This is a genomic window from Neobacillus sp. SAB-20_R2A (assembly GCF_049568635.1).
GTDB lineage: Bacteria > Bacillota > Bacilli > Bacillales > Cytobacillaceae > Neobacillus > Neobacillus citreus.
Genome location: NZ_CP145895.1, coordinates 2,050,292 through 2,067,242 on the forward strand (window position 1 = coordinate 2,050,292; position 16,951 = coordinate 2,067,242).

General features: G+C 32.2%; 14 protein-coding genes and 1 pseudogene. 8 read left to right on the top strand and 7 right to left on the bottom strand.

The annotated features are described in order from the left end of the window. Positions 1-196: 196 nt before the first annotated feature. On the bottom strand, positions 197-385 hold the full coding sequence (locus V5M37_RS10210) for a helix-turn-helix domain-containing protein (RefSeq protein ID WP_423801810.1): 189 nt from the start codon (positions 383-385) through the stop codon (positions 197-199). 97 nt (positions 386-482) lie between these two features. Beyond that, positions 483-674 carry a helix-turn-helix domain-containing protein gene (locus V5M37_RS10215; protein WP_423801811.1) on the bottom strand — a complete coding sequence of 64 codons (192 nt, stop codon included), beginning with the start codon at positions 672-674 and terminating at the stop codon, positions 483-485. A gap of 1,115 nt (positions 675-1,789) precedes the next feature. Between V5M37_RS10215 and V5M37_RS10220 the strand changes: the two genes are divergently transcribed. From V5M37_RS10220 to V5M37_RS10245, 6 genes and pseudogenes are all read left to right on the top strand, one after another. Beyond that, on the top strand, positions 1,790-2,854 hold the full coding sequence (locus V5M37_RS10220) for a hypothetical protein (protein ID WP_423801812.1): 1,065 nt from the start codon (positions 1,790-1,792) through the stop codon (positions 2,852-2,854). 946 nt (positions 2,855-3,800) lie between these two features. Beyond that, complete coding sequence (locus V5M37_RS10225; protein ID WP_423801813.1) at positions 3,801-5,228, top strand: metallophosphoesterase family protein; 1,428 nt, start codon at positions 3,801-3,803, stop codon at positions 5,226-5,228. Then, entirely contained in the window at positions 5,225-5,479 is a 255-nt protein-coding gene (locus tag V5M37_RS10230; RefSeq protein WP_423801814.1) for an ABC-three component system middle component 6, read from the top strand. The genes V5M37_RS10225 and V5M37_RS10230 overlap by 4 nt, the downstream gene beginning before the upstream one ends. Continuing rightward, the gene (locus V5M37_RS10235) at positions 5,469-7,226 is read left to right on the top strand and encodes a DUF2326 domain-containing protein (RefSeq protein WP_423801815.1); all 1,758 of its coding nucleotides are present in this window, start codon (positions 5,469-5,471) and stop codon (positions 7,224-7,226) included. Before V5M37_RS10230 ends, V5M37_RS10235 begins: the two co-directional genes overlap by 11 nt. Before the next feature lie 74 nt (positions 7,227-7,300). Continuing rightward, a pseudogene (locus tag V5M37_RS10240) lies at positions 7,301-7,439 on the top strand (transposase); the annotation flags it as partial. A 98-nt stretch (positions 7,440-7,537) separates the two neighbouring features. Continuing rightward, a complete protein-coding gene (locus tag V5M37_RS10245; RefSeq protein WP_423801816.1) occupies positions 7,538-9,148 on the top strand; it encodes a phosphoribosyltransferase-like protein in 1,611 nt (536 codons plus the stop codon). A 282-nt stretch (positions 9,149-9,430) separates the two neighbouring features. Here V5M37_RS10245 and V5M37_RS10250 read toward each other — a convergent pair whose 3' ends face one another. The 5 genes from V5M37_RS10250 to V5M37_RS10270 form a co-directional block, all read right to left on the bottom strand. After that, entirely contained in the window at positions 9,431-10,330 is a 900-nt protein-coding gene (locus V5M37_RS10250; protein WP_423801817.1) for a tyrosine-type recombinase/integrase, read from the bottom strand. Between the two features lie 59 nt (positions 10,331-10,389). Next, on the bottom strand, positions 10,390-10,731 hold the full coding sequence (locus V5M37_RS10255) for a hypothetical protein (protein ID WP_423801818.1): 342 nt from the start codon (positions 10,729-10,731) through the stop codon (positions 10,390-10,392). A gap of 158 nt (positions 10,732-10,889) precedes the next feature. Then, the gene (locus V5M37_RS10260; protein WP_423801819.1) at positions 10,890-11,030 is read right to left on the bottom strand and encodes a hypothetical protein; all 141 of its coding nucleotides are present in this window, start codon (positions 11,028-11,030) and stop codon (positions 10,890-10,892) included. A 1,157-nt stretch (positions 11,031-12,187) separates the two neighbouring features. Next, complete coding sequence (locus V5M37_RS10265; protein WP_423801820.1) at positions 12,188-13,108, bottom strand: hypothetical protein; 921 nt, start codon at positions 13,106-13,108, stop codon at positions 12,188-12,190. 140 nt (positions 13,109-13,248) lie between these two features. After that, positions 13,249-13,503 (bottom strand): hypothetical protein, encoded by a 255-nt coding sequence (locus tag V5M37_RS10270; protein ID WP_423801821.1) that lies wholly within the window; start codon positions 13,501-13,503, stop codon positions 13,249-13,251. Positions 13,504-14,605: 1,102 nt separating this feature from the next. On the opposite strand from V5M37_RS10270, the gene V5M37_RS10275 reads away from it, so the two are divergent. Together V5M37_RS10275 and V5M37_RS10280 are read left to right on the top strand one after the other, a co-directional pair. Then, complete coding sequence (locus tag V5M37_RS10275; RefSeq protein ID WP_423801822.1) at positions 14,606-15,295, top strand: hypothetical protein; 690 nt, start codon at positions 14,606-14,608, stop codon at positions 15,293-15,295. 171 nt (positions 15,296-15,466) lie between these two features. Further along, positions 15,467-16,912 carry a DEAD/DEAH box helicase gene (locus V5M37_RS10280; RefSeq protein WP_423801823.1) on the top strand — a complete coding sequence of 482 codons (1,446 nt, stop codon included), beginning with the start codon at positions 15,467-15,469 and terminating at the stop codon, positions 16,910-16,912. Positions 16,913-16,951 lie beyond the last annotated feature (39 nt).

The following is a 16,951-nucleotide window of genomic DNA, read 5'->3' on the forward strand; positions in this document are numbered from 1 at the left end:
TGGACACCAAGCAATTTTTGCACCTATCCATATTCTAATACGAATTTTAATGTTTTGGTAATAAAATGCTGATGCCTTTTTTCAATTTAATATCGTTTAGGTAACTCTAAAAGTTAATTAAATTTTCTTTGTTTGGTAAGTCATAACCTTTGTGTTTCAGTTATGCACCTATAGTAGTTATAAAATTAAGTTAAATCTAAGCCGGTAAATTCCCTTCAAACCAGCATAAGAATGATTTCTTTGGAATAAGAATTCTTTTTCCAACTTTAACAACGTGGAAAGAATCAGATTTTACCAATTTATAAGCTTGGCTCCTGCCTATTCCAAGAAATCCTTGGATATCCTTTACTTCTAATACCTCCGGTAATTCTACAATTTTTTTCATATTATTTTTCCCCTAATCTCTTTGAAGTCTTGTTAAAAAAATGATTGATCATTTTAAAACTGTTTATAAAAAAATCATTAATACTCTTTAAACTAATTTAACTATTTTGCCGAGTTGTCATCCATTCAATAAACTCATCTTTTAATACTCGCTTGCTTCGCCCTATTTTAATTAACGGAAAGGACTCTTGTTCCATTAATTCATAGGCTGTAGGCTTTGATACCCTTAAAATTTCAGATATGTCGCTTGCTGTAAGCACTAGGGGATATTCTTCAAAATTTTTATACATTGTTTTTTCACCTTTTTTCTTTTTACTTTAATGTAATTTATTTGATTAACTTATTTAATTCGCACACATTATATTTTTTAGATTTTCATATTTTCAATAGGTAGAGATATTTTCCCCTATTAAAATTATTCAGAAAATTAAAGGTGTAATAGTAGTGAAAGTTTTACGGATAAAAAGCTTATTCTAAATCTACCTCCTTAACTAACTGAAAAAGGGGTGGGGTGCTTCTTTATTTTGAAGGATTTTATACTTTAAAAATAACTGTCTCCGAAAATAATCTAAACTGAACTCCAAGGTTTCCATAATAAATTGGAGGAAATGCTGGATAACATTATATGATGAATTAATCTTGTTGGAAGATATAGAGGATATTAGCGAGGATTATATAAAAGATAAACAACCTCTAAAATACTCTTTAAAGAGAACAAATACGAAAAGAGGCGGAAATAAATCTTTTTTATACGCGGCATATATAACGAAGGGATAAAGAAGGGTTGGAAAAGAACATATCCTTTTGCTTAGATGTAAGTTGGGAGTATGCACGACCTGCAATGAAGGTACTTATTTGGAAGTTATATAGTATCCATTAAGGATTATATGTATACGTCCTAGAATATGTTGGAAAAGCGTGATCAACTATTAGGGATGAAATGGAACGAAACGGATATTGGTAGGTCAAATTAGTATAGGAAAAAACAGCAATTCAAATAACAAACGGTAAAAAGGTTGTGAATGTACATAAAAAACTTTTGAATGCTACGGATTTATCGAAAAGGTTTAAAAATTTATTGAAGCAAATTGAGGAGTTGTTTATCCGTTTAGCAACTCCTTTTTTATATTTTCAAGAAAAACTTAGGGGTACCTAACATTACAGGTGAATTTTTTTAGGAGTTATACCTAAAAGTTTTTTGACTTATATGAAAATCAGTATTCCTTTTTATTTTTTTTTCCTAAAAAAATATCCCTCTTTATATTTTTCTATGAAAAAAAATATATTGAAAAAATCATAAAAAAATAATCTTGAATAATAAGAGTTTAGATGGAGATGTTATATAAACGTAAGGGAAAGAAGTACTTAAACTTTGGACGAATAAAATAAAAGGAGTTTGAATGTAATGACTAACAATGATAAGAAGTATTTGGAGAAATTAGGAATGAAAAAGTCTACTGCACACTATAGGTTAGAACCTATTGTTTTATTTAGATTAGTTCAGGACAGTATGATTGATTATTGCTTTAGATGCTTAGAAAATGGGAAATCAGTAGAAGAAGCAAGAATCCATTCACACAAAGACCTTGAATTAGATCATATAGAGGATTGGGATGGTAGAATAAACGCAAAAGAACTTTTCTTTGATTTAGATAATGTTTTCTTAAGTCATCCAGGGTGTAATTCCAGAAGTAGCCGTACTAGATACGCAGTTGAAAGAAAAGGAGTTATTACAACAACAAACAAAACAAAACCATTTCGTGCTCGAATCAGCATCGATGGAAACTGGAAGTTTATTGCTGATTTCTATAGTGAGGAAGATGCGAGAGAAGCCCAAGATGCAAATGCGATTATTGTATATGGCAAGCGTGCTGTTACTCATAGAATGTTAAGGGACAATTCAATGTTTAATGTTGATTTGCTAAAAAAATTCCCAAAACGTAGTGATCGGGTGTTTCCACAGTTAGGAGTAAGCGATTCTTATTCTAGAATACTTATTCGTAGAAATTTTATTTTTTATTTAGCCCGTTTATTAAATGGGGGTACTTTGAATTGCTATCGTTGCAACAAAGAGATTGTTTCTAGGGAAGAGTTCAGCCTTGATCATATTGAAGATTGGCGAGAAGCCCTTAATCCTTACCAAGCATTTTTTGATCCGGAAAATATAGCGTTTAGCCATAAAACTTGTAATAGCCGTGCCGCGGCTAATAAAGCCGCGATTAGAAATAAAACGGGTGCTATTGGAGCTTGGGATTACGTTTTAAAGAATGGGGATACAAGATATAGAGTATTTGTGTATGATCCAAAAATAAAAAAACGGGTTCCTATAGGAACATTTGCAAATTTACTTAAAGCAGCCCTTATATATGATGATAGGGTTATAAAACTACAAGGACCCGATGCCTTAACAAACGCGAAAGCAGGGATAATAGACAAACTAAAAAATAAAATGGACATATTATGGGAGTGAGAGAAAAGGGTGGTCCCTTTTTTATTGTATCTCTAGATAAAATCACCTTTCTTTGATTTCAAAACTATTCTATGGGTTACAGCAAAAAAACTTCTTGTAGCACCCACAAGAAGTTCTATACGCTTCACGAGGAAGAGAATAATAATCCCTACTTAAAGAATATCCTGTATTAATCTCTTAAACAATCTTTACTGGAGCATTTTGGATTTATATAATGGAATGTATATTTGGAACAAATGTTCTATTATTTTTATGGAGGAGAATAAAATGAAAGATACTTGTACTAATTGTTGGAAATCCCTTTTAAGTGAATAACCTTCTATTTTTTTAGAACTCTTCACTATGTGCTATGACAAAGTTGAAGGTTATTCTCAATCCTCAATACAGTCCAAAGGGTTAAAGGGATTGACAAGCTTGAGCGGAGATCTAGGCGATAATTTAATAAAGGAACGAGACATTAGCAAAGTATTATGGGGCGTGCCCTTTATTTTTATTAACAAAAAACTAGAAAAGAAAGTTTCAGAGAGAACAGAGCGGACTATGGAACAATTTAAAGACAAGCAGAACGATTACGCCGACCTTTTGTTGAAAAAATTAATACAGTCAACAAACTATATAATCAGCCAATCGAACTCATTTTTGATAAAGAGAACATTTACATTTGAACGACAGAAGTGCAATAACAATAGCTTTATGTGTTCAATATCCCTGATTTTTAAATAAGCAGAAAATATGCAACTTATTATTCGTATCTTGCATATTCTCTGCTTTTTACATTCAAAAAACATACTGCAATAAAAGCCATTTTTATTTGCTAAATACAACTTTGAGGAAAAAAGGAAATAGTTTTTCATATTCAAGTTAGATTCTTGTTCCTAAATAAAGGAATTATTGGGATATTTGTCGAATTATAACGAGTGAAAAAAGATATAATGAGGGATAAAGAATGAAACTTAAATGGGCACATATATCGGATATCCATTATTTATATAGTAGTTATGAAACAAACGTAATGAGAGATCAATTACTAAAGTACCTCAATGAAAAGAAAAATGATATTGACATATTGTTTATAACAGGAGATATAGCCCACCAAGGAAGTAGTTATGGGGAAGAGGTTGAGTCGTTTCTAAATTCCGTTGTAACAACTATAGAAATTAATAAAAAAAACATATTTATCATTCCTGGTAATCACGATATAAGAAGAAGTTCAATGAATGACAGATTGACTAATCAAATTTTGAGTGCCACAAATGCAAAAGATGAAGTTAACGGCTTGGACGTTGATACATATCAATCTTTACTTTCGGGTCAGGAGCCTTTTTTTAACTTTTATAAAAAATATATGGGTGAAGATTACCCAATGGATGCTTTACATTTTGTGAAAAAGCGTGAGGGGTTTAATGTTGTTCATATAAATACTTGCTTGATTGCGGGAACTTCGGGGGTAGAAGGGAAGATTCTCGTTGGGTTAAATAAATTGTACGATGCATTAAAACAACTCCCGAATGACAATTCTGTAAATATTGCAATTGGGCATCATACCATTAATTGTATTCATAAGGACGAAAAAGATAGCTTGCTAAATAGGTTTTCTGATAGCAATATTGATTTATATTTAAATGGTCACGTTCATAAAGCTGCATATCACAATGAGAATGATAATTATAATAATACCTATATGTTTACTTCTGGTTCAATGTTTGTTGATGACTATGCGGATCCAATTTTCATTACTGGAACAATTGATACCGACGCAGCAAGCGGAGAAGTTATTTACCATAGCTGGAATAAGCGTGGTGAATACTGGCATCAGAATAACTCCGTAGGAAGATTAGTTGTTGATGGAAGTTATAAATTTGATATTCATCGGTTAAAAAAAAAGACTGAAATAATAATTGAAGATTCTCCACTAGCCATTGATGAAGATGAGTTCAGAATGTTTTTGATTGAATTTCATACAATTGTTAATAAAGAAACAGGCATCAACGAAGAATTTATTCCAAAAGATATTACCGAAAAGTTTGTTAATATGCTTTGCTCTTCTACATTGGGACGTCAATTTGACAGATGTTCAGTATACTTTCCAATAATAAATAAAATTTTAGGTACAACTTCCTTTTTTAGTTTTGATAAACGCTTTATTATTCCGGATTTGATTGTATCTGAGTATCTAAACGTGCTTTATATTTACGAAAATGGAGATTTAATTCTCCATCATATGATTAATAATCTATTTAATAAATACAGGGGCCAGGTCAATTACTCGGAAGAAAGGCTGAAATCGTATATTCGAATATTGATTTTTTGGAGTATATGTGAGTGTGATATTTTTAATGAAGATAAAAGGCAAAGGACTGTTATTAATCAATGAATTTTTTTCTTTTATCAAAGCATCAGACAATCGAGGAGAATGTATTAGTCACTTCTAAGATATTATATGAGCTCCTAAACAAGAAAAAGCACGTAGATCAGTTGTTTTTAGAATTTGCACAAAAACAAAACCTGGTCCTGAATTTAAATATTGAGCGAGTACTTTACCTTTCATTAACATTTTTATATTCGCTCGATGTAATTTCTATACAAAACAATTTAGTTATGAGGAAGAAGAAAAATGATTCTTAAAAGGTTGCTTATTTATAGCTATCAATCAAAAGAGATATTAAAGGAATATATTTTTAATCAATGTGGTCTAAATGTTATTTTGGGTGAAAAAAAGGAAGAAGGTAAAGAGGCTAATGGTGTTGGTAAGTCCACAATGGTTGAAGCAATGAACTTTTTGTTAGGGGGGGCTTGCCCTGATGATTTTATTGGTAAACCCAGTCTAACAGAAAAAGATATTTTATTAGTTCTTGAAGTATTTTCTGATAATCAAAATATTTTCCTTGGCAGGCTTATTAATCAACCTGACAAAGGATACTATTTGAATGCAACAACCGTCTCGTATGATTTGAGAGATTGGATAGATAAGGAAGACGGTGATTTTAAAAAATATATAAATGAAGTATTACTCGGATTAACCTCTGATGAGCCATCTTTTTCAGCTCTTCGTGAGTACATTATTAGAGATGAAAAGGAGGGCTTTACTAATATTGGGCTTCCAAACAGGAATGCGATGAATGAAGCTATGTATTTGGCTTTCTTATTCAATTTACCTTATGATTTCGAAAAGGAAATTGCAAAATATAAAAAGCAGCAGAAAGAGTATAATCAAAAGTTAAGTATCATAAAGTCCTTAAAAAATGAAATTAGTGATTTAAAGTTACGAGAGAAGAAATTGAACAAGGAAATAAAAGAATTAGATGATATTATTAAACAAATAAAAATTTCAAAGAAATTTGAAAAGGATGCAGAAGAATATCAGATCTATAAGGCTCAATACAATGAGTTACGGAATTCTATATTTGAATTAAAGCACGTAAAAAACCAATACCAAAACAATATTAATGACCTTGAAGCTAAATTAAAGGAAATTAAGCAAATAAATGATATTCAACCTTTTTATGAGCAGTTAATTGGTTTCTTTCCTGATAAGGTTAAAAAGAATCAAGATGATATCTTTCAATTTTATTACTTTATGGTTGATAGTAGGGGAAAGTATTTTAATCATAAAATTAATGAAGTTGATTATGAAATCAAACAAAAGCAGAAGAAACTTGATGAATTAACTATAAAACTTCAAAACTACACCGAATCATTAAAAAACACAGATCTTATTACAGATTTAACGAAGGTAACAAATGATAAAAGTTTAAAATTTGAAGAGTTAGCCCAGATTAGAGTAAAAATCAATATGTACCAGGAAAAAACAAATGTGACGGCTGATATTAACAGAGTTAAGCAGGAGATTTTAAAGCAAATAGACATAAAGCTTGATATATTTAAGACATATGAGAATTCCGTAACGGAACTTAAAGATTTATTTAACAGTCTAGTGTTAGAGGTTTATGACGAAAATGGTATTCTAGATATTGAATTAAACAACAATACGGGAATAAATGATACAACAGGCCGAATCAAAATAAATTGTAGAATTGATGATGAAAAATCTCACGGAAGATTACATATGAAAATTAATATGTTTGATTTGACTTGGTTTATTGGTGGGCTTAATAACAGAGAAAACATTACCTTTTTAATCCACGATGGCTCATACTCAAAGCCGGATAGATTTGCAAAATATCGTCTTTTAAAATACGTTGATAAAGTGCTAAAACAAATGTCTAAGGGGCAGTACTTCATCACAGTAAACGTTGACGAGTTGGAAGATGCTGCAATTACAGAACTCTATAAAAATGAATGTGTAATAGCGAAATTAATGCGATCTGAGGATAATAAGGAAAGATTCTTTGGTTTTAGATATACATCATAGTGTATCAATTGTAATTACACAAAAGTATTTTAGCTACCATCCTGGTGGCTTTTTGTTATTAGAACATACGGGCATTTTGTTCGCTCGATATAATGAGTGGTTTATCCGTTCACGAAGTTGCTAATCAAGCCGGTCAAAGTAACATACATACAACTTTGTTATACACAAATCCAAGTAAACAAGATTTTAATTAATAAAATAAATCTACTTTAAACGGTAAAAATGTGAAGAAATGTCCTTAAGTTACGAGGAAAAATCTTAGGACTTTTATTAGATGTATAAGTAATAAATTATATGGAGTTGAATGGTGTTTGTTTAATTATAAGGACATTGAGCCTCTTCTAAATTTAGAAGATAATAAAGCTAAAAGAGATCATAGTAATTTTTTTAAATTTACGTTTAACTTAACTTTTCCTAGTGATTTAATAGGATTATTAGGAAAGGAAAAGGTACGGGAGTGGTTTAACCAATTTGACCCTGAAGACCTTGATGTAGCAAGCAATATCTTTTCAAAAATTCAATATTATGATAATGAAACTGTTAAAAATTTATGTAAAATTGCCTTTTTAGAATGGCAGGTGAAAACTAAAGCTAAGATTAATGAAACACTTTTTATTCCTCTCGGAACATCAGGTAAGAGTGGGCAGATGATAGGGTATCTATTTCGAACTGCAAATGGAATTCCACCAAAACTTATTAAGTATCAAGATTTTATTTCAAAAGAAGATATTATACGATACAAAAATATTGTATTTTTAGATGACTTTACTGGTACTGGCAATCAGTTTTTAACTAATATTACTGTTCAAAACATTCTTGAGTATATAGAGGATATTAAGGACTCAAAAGAAGCAGCACCTATTTTATCTTTTGTTTCACTTGTTTCAACTATGGAGGCTAGAGAGAATATAAATAATAGTTGTGGGAATATTTTATTTATTTCTCCTCAAGTAAGAGAAAGAAGCTATTTCGATGATGATGATGAGTTTATAAATTTCAATGAAAAATATGGGAGAAACCTATACAAGTTTAGGGGAGAGAGTAAACATTTGGGTTTTGGGGATATTGGGGAAACAATTGTATTCTTTTACAATGTACCCAATAATACTTTACCAATAATTTGGTCTTCTGCTTTTTCCAATCAAATAAATAAAAATTGGATACCTCTTTTCCAAAGGTCAACAACAGTATTGCATATTACTTCTGATATAGATTTAAGGAATTTATATACATTGTTATCAGAAACAACATTATATGATGATGAATATATATTCTGGGTTGATATTATTAAAGACTTATATGTAAATATGGATGCTTCAATTTTCAATATAGAGGAATTAAATAAAATATTAATGATAACATCAAACCTGTTACATCCCTTTGACTTCGGCATAAAGTACAATTCCCCATTAGCATTTCTAAATATTATCCGAAAGGACTTATTAAATTTAGTTTATCATAAAGTTAAATCTGATAAGAACAAGTCTAATTTCATCGGATTATTAGATTCATTTGAGTCTGATAAATTTTCAGTTGATCAAGAACTGATTCTAATGCATCAATTAACAGGGTACATTGTGGAGTTTTTAATAGAAAATCCTGACTATATTAACATTTGTATTGAAAATTTTAGAAATATAGATGAATGTGTTTATAAAATACAAGGTACTTTCAAAGTCTTAAATATATTACAAGATAATTTGAATTTAGAACCTTTCTTACCGGTATTTTATGAAATACGAAATGGTTATAGTAGCAGTGATACTTTAAAATATTTTTTAGAATTACTAATTTCAAAAATAGAAAAGCGTAATATAAATTTAACAGATGTGAACTTAAATAATGCAAAACGTTTTGTAAATGTATATGGAGAATATAGTGTGAGAACTGTCCAATTTTGCAAAGATTATCAATTATTTTAAGTTGGATTTGTAAATTGAACTGAAAAACAAATGTATTTTGCTTAAAAACAACCAGAATGCTTCTGGTTGTTTTTTAGTCATCAATCATTGTAACCTATTTTATTAAACAAGACTCAAAAAATGTTAGTGGATACAATCCTCCTGTAATAACGGGAATACAACAACAAAACGCATATGCTTTTTGTTCTGTGGACACCATCTATTAAGTCGCTCCAACTGATTGTTCTGAAAGGTTGTAAATTTTGAGAGTTTATCTCCTCTATAAATATGTTCGAAATAAGCCTATTTTTTATTTGTTGGACGTGGTTTATCAACGATTATATAGTGTCGACCTACTACATCTATGCGGGAATGCCCGAGGTTAAGAGAAACATATAGTCTTCTAATTTGTTCGTGAGAAAACGGCTTTTTTTTTAATCCATTCATCTTCCTATAGGTGTTGATCCGGTCCAATTCTTTCTTCATTCGTTCAACAATGATATCTTGATTTGATCCTTGGAGTCTTACATAATCACCAATAGCTTTTTTTAACTGAGATTTACTCATATAACGAGTTTGATTATAAAGTTCTTGGGCGTAGAATTTTCTGTTGGAGTGAGTAGTGAAACGGCGGTCTTCTCTGTTGATTCCAGCTGCTTTAGCTGCATTGATTGTGTATCGTTGTACTGTTTTGACGGAATCTTTGATGGTCATATCGTCACCATTTTTATATTGAAGAGTAAAAACAGGGGAGCCCGACTTTTTACCGGCACAGGCATTAGAAAGGATTCTCTCAGCTTCTTTCGTCATTGGAACCGTCCGAGTGAAATTATTTTTGTAATTACGAAATGTGATGGTTTTTTTATCGAAATTAACGTCTCTAACCTCTAATTTGAATAACGATTTGATTCTTCCACCACACTCATTTTGTAATTGACTGATGATTAATGAAATTTGGCCATTTTTTGTTGAAGTATTCATATGAAACTGAACTAAATCAATCTCTGATTGAGTGGGTTTAGCAGCTGTAATTTCATCTTTACTACGAACCACACCATTAAACTTCAAGTATTCCAATCTTCCTTCTTTATTTCCAACTCTTATTTTCTTTTCTTTTATCCATACTTCTTTTCCATCTACGTAAGTCTTTATTCTTTTTCCACAAACATCGGTGTTATTGATGAAATGCCGAAAAGCTTCCAATGCGTGCACCCTGCGTTGGATTTGTCCTGCCGAGAGCGTTCCACGTTCGTAGCGATCAATTAAGTGTTCAAAGTATTTATTCCAGGTTTCCCGTTCATATATCTTGGTAATAATCTTTTGAAATCCGGACCTTTCATTTTGGCCAGATCATCCAGCATTGTAATCATTGATTTTTGATACGAGTCATATGTGCTTTTACGCATTTTTGCCTTTTTTACAGCAAGTCCAGCTTTCTCAGCTTCACGAAATACAGATTCTACATTTTCTAATGCAATATCCAAAATTGTCTTTTTCACTTTTGGTTTTGAATTTTGTTTTTTAATAGAGGGGGTTGCTTTATGTTTCTTTTTCCTCTTCCCATTTTTTTCACATCCTTTCCTTAAAAATGGGCCGAAATCCAAAATCGCGGTACGCTAACTGACTGTAAATGCCGTCCGGAAGGACGAAATGTTTCGCTTTCGTCTTCCGATCCTGCATTAACAGTCAGTAAGCGATGGAGATCTGGGTTAGTGGTAGAAATTTTTGCAGCAAAAATCAATGTATTTTGTGCAGTTTCCCTCTAAGGTCTTGTTTTCGTAAATTTCATCATCTCTGCGATACATCGCATCGTTGATTCAATTTCCTCAATCAATCCCTTGAGAGAAACTGCACACAGCACAGCTGCTCTTCCATTCATCATTTTTCTCGATGCTTTCAGCATTCAGCCGAAACCAATCTCAAAAAATAATAAGTTCCAGAACATCCGTGGCCTAAGCGTATAACCCAAAGTCTAGTGCTTTGACTAAGCGAACGTATCTTACAAATGTTCAGATACGCTCTAATCAAATATAGATCGTAATCCATATCTCATTAGAACATTCCCTTTCATCGGCATTCACATAGTTACGGACGCAGGTTATACCCACGCGAGCCAGTGCCTCCATTACACCTTGCCCATCTCTTGGTTTCCCAAGTTCACATCGCTCATAAGCAACGTTAGACCGCTACACTATTATTTAGAGACCTTGTGTATCGCTTTCTCCAACCTCCGGAGTTAAGCCTCGGTACAGCGGGCTGTTAACCCAAAAAATCAACACTACGACTATAGACGACTATTTAGACACCCTACATTTGCTTAAATGATAAAATTAACATTAATACTCCTCCAATGAGTTTTTTTATCTGTATTGCTTGCTGCTTTTTACCGTGTCCTCGTACCTCTTCCGGGATTTCTTGAGGAACTTTTTTTATACGCTGCCAGCAGTTTGTTACTTAAATTTATCTACACATCACTCCCTTAAAGTTATAAGTTGTTTCTACTTGTGTTCCGTATTCAGTGTACCGTTTTTGGACCTTAATGAAACTTTGTTATATTACGTTTTAAAGTATATTTAAATTCCTTTCTGTAATTTGAATTGTGTTGCGATTTGTTTATGAAGGTCATACTCCTTAATTTTTATAGTTTATATACCTCATTGTCTGTCACAGAGCCTTGAGATTCCTTTCTTCCTTCCTTAAATTGACTTTCCTTATCAGATAATCCGAAATATTAGACTTGGATAATCCAATTTTGTTTTAAATTTAAAGAACTGATACCAACCTTTTCTACTAAAGTTGATTAAATCGCTTACAAGTTTTGCGAAGTTATACAGTACTGGCCAAATTATATAATACATCTAATAACTTTTTTGAAAAATATTAAAAAAAACAGACGTTTAAGCCTGTTTTTGTTTCTTCAACCATTGGATGATTTGAGCAATATATTCTTCTTCTGAACGGAAATCCTCTTTTTCTTGCGTAAGGGAAGTTCGACGTTGTAGCTGCATAATGTTTGGATATACTTCATTTTTTTCTAAGTCGTATGTAGATAAGGTTCTATTACTTACTTATGTATAACTTATACTCATTTTCGAATTTGTCCTTCGGCTCAATAAAATCATAAAATAATATAGATTCCAATGAAATACTAAAAGTATTTCCTTTTCCTTTTGTTATTAGTTGTTTAGGAAATTGTTTTTCTTTTTTATATTGTTTTATGTAGCTAATTAAATACTTCCTCTTAGACTTGTCTTTTATAGACCATTTTGCTGAAAGTTTTTTAGCAAAATCATTTGGTTTTGACCAAAATTCTAAATTAATTTTGTTATTTATAAAAAAGTTTTCAACTGAATCAGGTGAACCAATGTTTATTCTGATTTTTTTTTGAACATTAGTAGCTTCATATTGTGACCAAAACCTTCTGTGCAAATAAAGTTGACGATTTTTTTTAAGAAGGATTTCGTGTAAATTCTCGGAAGCAAACCGATTTGCATCCTTATTAAATATAGGAATTCTTCTCATTATATAATAAATTTCGTAAAGGTCAGTTAATGCTATAGGTGTTAATTGATTATTTTTTATTGTAGTATTAAGCCTAGCATATTCTATTCCACGTTCCTTAACACCAGCATCGCAATTATCAACAATCTCTTGGAAATCATAAATATCTACATAATAAAAATAGGGAGCAAATGCCTTAGTATGAGTTTCGCCTTTAATATGTTTAATGATACGATTCGCTAGATTATCAGTCTTGCCAATATATAAGGGTAATTGTAGGTAATCCACTTTAAACCTATCATTGAAATCATTTCTCTGTGCAGTTTCCCAATCCCAAAACACATAAACTCCAGGCCGGGATGTATACCATTCTTCTATCCTATCCAATTCCCAGACATAGTAGCTAGAAGACGGTTTAATAAAAGGTAATAAAGATTTACCAATCTCAGGATTTTTCTTTCTCAACTCCATATATTTCACGCTCTCTTTCTCCATAATTTAAAAATTGATAACATTATACTTTCCAATATGAATAAGAAAAAAGAATTGTTTTTTGAATAAAAAATATACAATATTCCATTTTGTCTATTAAATTAATATATTTTCTCTTAAACAGTAAGTTATTCATAGTATCTACTATTTAATTTCTCTTCCCAAAGTGCAATTAGCTCATTCTCACGTTCCCAGGTATCGAATAATGAAAAATCCCATTTTTCTAATTTCCCAGCATAATTCCATCCATCTCTTGTTAATAATTTTCTGGTTTCTTCTACAGACTCAGAATTATATATGGAAAAGTATTTAGATCGACGTTGAGTAACATAATATGTTTCATCGGCAGTTGAATAAATTATTTCTGTTATCATTAATTTCAAGAAGATTTTCCCTTTACCACTGTGTCTTTGCTTTTCAATTATATATTCCTCGGCTCTGTAAGCAAGCCAATCTAACCATTCAAGATTATCTTCTGTAGTCCCACCTCTCCATTCCGGTTTTGGGGGTATTCTTTTCCTTATTTTTTTCCCCTTTCCATAAATTCAAACACCTCTAATAGGATAATTATACCATTAATAGATATGGTAGGAATTCATTTAATTTAGGGTGGTAAATCCAATTTTTTATTAATTTCAAATTTTCCTAAGAATACTAGTATAATATTACAAACAAAAGAAGGAGGAAGATAATATGGCTGTGATCAATGATTATGTGGGTATAAAAAAATTACTCGGAAGCAAAAAGGTGTTTATGTACTATGGGGTAAAGAGAGTGAATGCCTCTATGTTGGGAGTGGACAAATTTTAAACCGTTTATCAGTTCATTTAAGTGCTAGTGTGTTTAAAGACTTAATTGAATCTATTACTATTTATCCTGGAAAAAATGAAAGAGAAACTAAATTGCTAGAATATGCGTTGATTAAAAGATATTCGCCTTCCTATAATAAAGAGAATCGATGGAATAGTATAGTTGGATTGAAATACAAAAATTGGGGAGCAAAATTTCCTCTTAAAAAGATTAAGTAATAATAAAGAAAAGGCTAATACAAAATTAGCCTTTTTAAATTTATAGGTGCCGAGCTTGGTGCCCATAATTTTAAAATTAGGAATCACTAGAAAACATCAGAAGGTAAAAAAGCTTGATATAACAACATTTCCTGAAACAACAGGTTACTAGAAAAACAGGTGACAGCAAACTTCAAAACTGCTTGAGACCTGCGTGCCAGGTCTGGTGGGTTCGATTCCCACGCAGTCCCGCCAACTCAATAATACCAAGGATTCTGAAGAATTCCTGTTGTACATAGACCAGAGGGTACTCGGTCTTTTTTTATTGCCGTTGCCCAAACAGTGTCATTCTCGTTTTTTTACATTCAACCGAGTCAAGCGCAAGCGTGGGCTTTGATAGATAAAAATAGCTTATTTTGGTCTCGTTTTTTATGTTATCTTTTGTTTAAAAGATATTCAGAAAAAAGTTGGTGTACGATTGAGTAGAAAGAAACAAAAACGTAAAGCAAGGAAGAAGGAACCGAGTACGTTCGGCACAGCACTAAAGCTATTAGGCTGTTTTTTCGTCTTATTGTGTTTAGGATGGTATATGATGGTGGGTCATTTAGATGGGGAAACTTTTCATGGAGTCGTGGAGCTCCCCTTAAAGGAAAGCTATGCGAACCCAGTATATGGTATGGCATTGATACATTGGGTCATAGGAATTCCTAGCGTCATTGTCGCTTTAATATCAATAGTAAAAGGGAACAAAAAGGAATTCATGATATCCTGTTTCTATAGTGTTCCTATTTTTTTAATGAGTTTAGGATTTACGATTCAGTATATGGTTTTGTTAGTTAAAGTTGGTGCTGAATCCTTATGGTGGTTTTATGTTGCTGCAGCAGTCCTCGGATTCCTAATAGCTAATCTCTTAATCTATTTGGATAAAAGTAAATTACATCCTGTTTTTATTGGACTGGGTGCTATCTTAATAGTCCTCAGCTGGATCCTTTTAGTCGTGGCGAACTCCGCCGATGGAAATTATATTGTTACATATAGGGATAAATTAAGAGGAAGTTTCTCGATTAAGACCATGGTTGGAACCTTTCAAACTTTGGGAATTATGATTTTCCTCCTTATGTATGGTTTTCTATTGAAGCTTCGATTTGGTGGGGAAGAGCAGGAGTAAGAGTAAGAGTAAGAGTAAGAGTAAGAGTCTTTACTAAGGAATCCGAGAAATCCCTGCTTTAATTACACATAGCTTTCAAGTATAATGACTATTATTCAGATTATGCATATGATTTTTGTTCGAGAGAATCCTATAGATAAGCCGGATAATACATAAAAACGAGGTTAGTAAATGAGTGAAACAAGATTTGAGGATTATAATTTAAGCGATGAAATAAGAAGATCTTTAGAGGTATTAAAATATGAAGCTCCGACAGAGGTTCAGAGTAAAGTCATTCCGTTAGCATTGGCAAATCAAGATCTTGTTGTAAAATCTCAAACAGGAAGCGGTAAGACTGCGTCCTTTGGAATTCCTATTTGCGAACTGATTGAATGGGAAGAAAAAATGCCACAGGTCTTAATCCTTACACCAACCAGAGAACTGGCTGTTCAAGTTCGCGATGACATTACGAATATTGGAAGGTTTAAACGGATCAAAGCAATGGCTGTTTACGGAAAAGAACCTTTTACGAAACAAAAAGAAGAATTGAAACAAAAAAACCATGTAGTTGTTGGTACTCCAGGTCGTGTTATCGATCATATTGAAAGAGAAACTCTGATTCTTGATAAAATAAAGTATCTAATTATTGATGAAGCTGATGAAATGCTTAATATGGGTTTTATCGATGAAGTAGAATCAATTATCAATGAACTCCCTTTAAACAGAGTAACAATGGTATTTTCGGCAACATTACCTAAGGATGTTGAAAACCTCTGCCATAAGTATATGGAAAATCCTATTAGTATCGAGATTGAGGCTACCGGTGTCACGGCAGATACAATAGAACATCGTTTAATTGAAGTGACGGAAAATGAAAAAATTCCACTCCTAAAGGCCGTCACTGTCGTTGAAAATCCAGATAGCTGTCTTATTTTTTGCCGAACTAAAGAACATGTGGATATGGTCTATACTGAATTGGAAGGATCCAATTATTCTTGTGAAAGACTCCATGGCGGATTAGAACAACAAGATCGGTTTGCTGTAATGGATGGTTTCAAAATGGGGAATTTCCGTTATTTGGTTGCCACCGACGTAGCAGCACGAGGGATTGATATTGATAATGTGACACTTGTTATCAACTATGATGTTCCAATGGAAAAAGAGAGTTATGTCCACCGGACTGGCCGAACCGGCCGCGCAGGAAATGAAGGAAAAGCGATTACGTTTGTGACACCTTATGAAGAAAAATATGTTAAAGCTATTGAACGGTATATTGGCTTTGAAATTCCAATAATGGATGCACCTAAGCCACACGAAGTTGCTGATAAAAAAGCTGCTTTCGAGGAAAAAATCAGCGGCCGACGAGTCGTAAGAAATAATAAAACCGCCAGAATTAACCAAGATATCATGAAACTATATTTTAGCGGTGGAAAAAAGAAGAAGCTTCGTGCGGTAGATTTTGTTGGTACGATTGCGAAAATCCCTGGAGTAACTGCTGATGATATTGGGATTATTACAATCCAGGATCAAATGTCCTATGTTGATATTCTGAATGGAAAAGGCTCTCTCGTTTTACAAGCCATGGAGAATACAACCATAAAAGGGAAGAAGCTAAAAGTTAGTAAAGCCCTAAAATAATTATACACTGAATTCTAGTGCCTGACCCCCGACATTTAA

Bases quoted from the DNA above. Each gene is read 5' to 3' on its own strand.
- V5M37_RS10210 (WP_423801810.1), bottom strand. From the start codon at position 385: ATGAAAAAAATTGTAGAATTACCGGAGGTATTAGAAGTAAAGGATATC.
- V5M37_RS10215 (WP_423801811.1), bottom strand. From the start codon at position 674: ATGTATAAAAATTTTGAAGAATATCCCCTAGTGCTTACAGCAAGCGAC.
- V5M37_RS10220 (WP_423801812.1), top strand. From the start codon at position 1,790: ATGACTAACAATGATAAGAAGTATTTGGAGAAATTAGGAATGAAAAAG.
- V5M37_RS10225 (WP_423801813.1), top strand. From the start codon at position 3,801: ATGAAACTTAAATGGGCACATATATCGGATATCCATTATTTATATAGT.
- V5M37_RS10230 (WP_423801814.1), top strand. From the start codon at position 5,225: ATGAATTTTTTTCTTTTATCAAAGCATCAGACAATCGAGGAGAATGTA.
- V5M37_RS10235 (WP_423801815.1), top strand. From the start codon at position 5,469: ATGATTCTTAAAAGGTTGCTTATTTATAGCTATCAATCAAAAGAGATA.
- V5M37_RS10260 (WP_423801819.1), bottom strand. From the start codon at position 11,030: ATGCTGAAAGCATCGAGAAAAATGATGAATGGAAGAGCAGCTGTGCTG.
- V5M37_RS10280 (WP_423801823.1), top strand. From the start codon at position 15,467: ATGAGTGAAACAAGATTTGAGGATTATAATTTAAGCGATGAAATAAGA.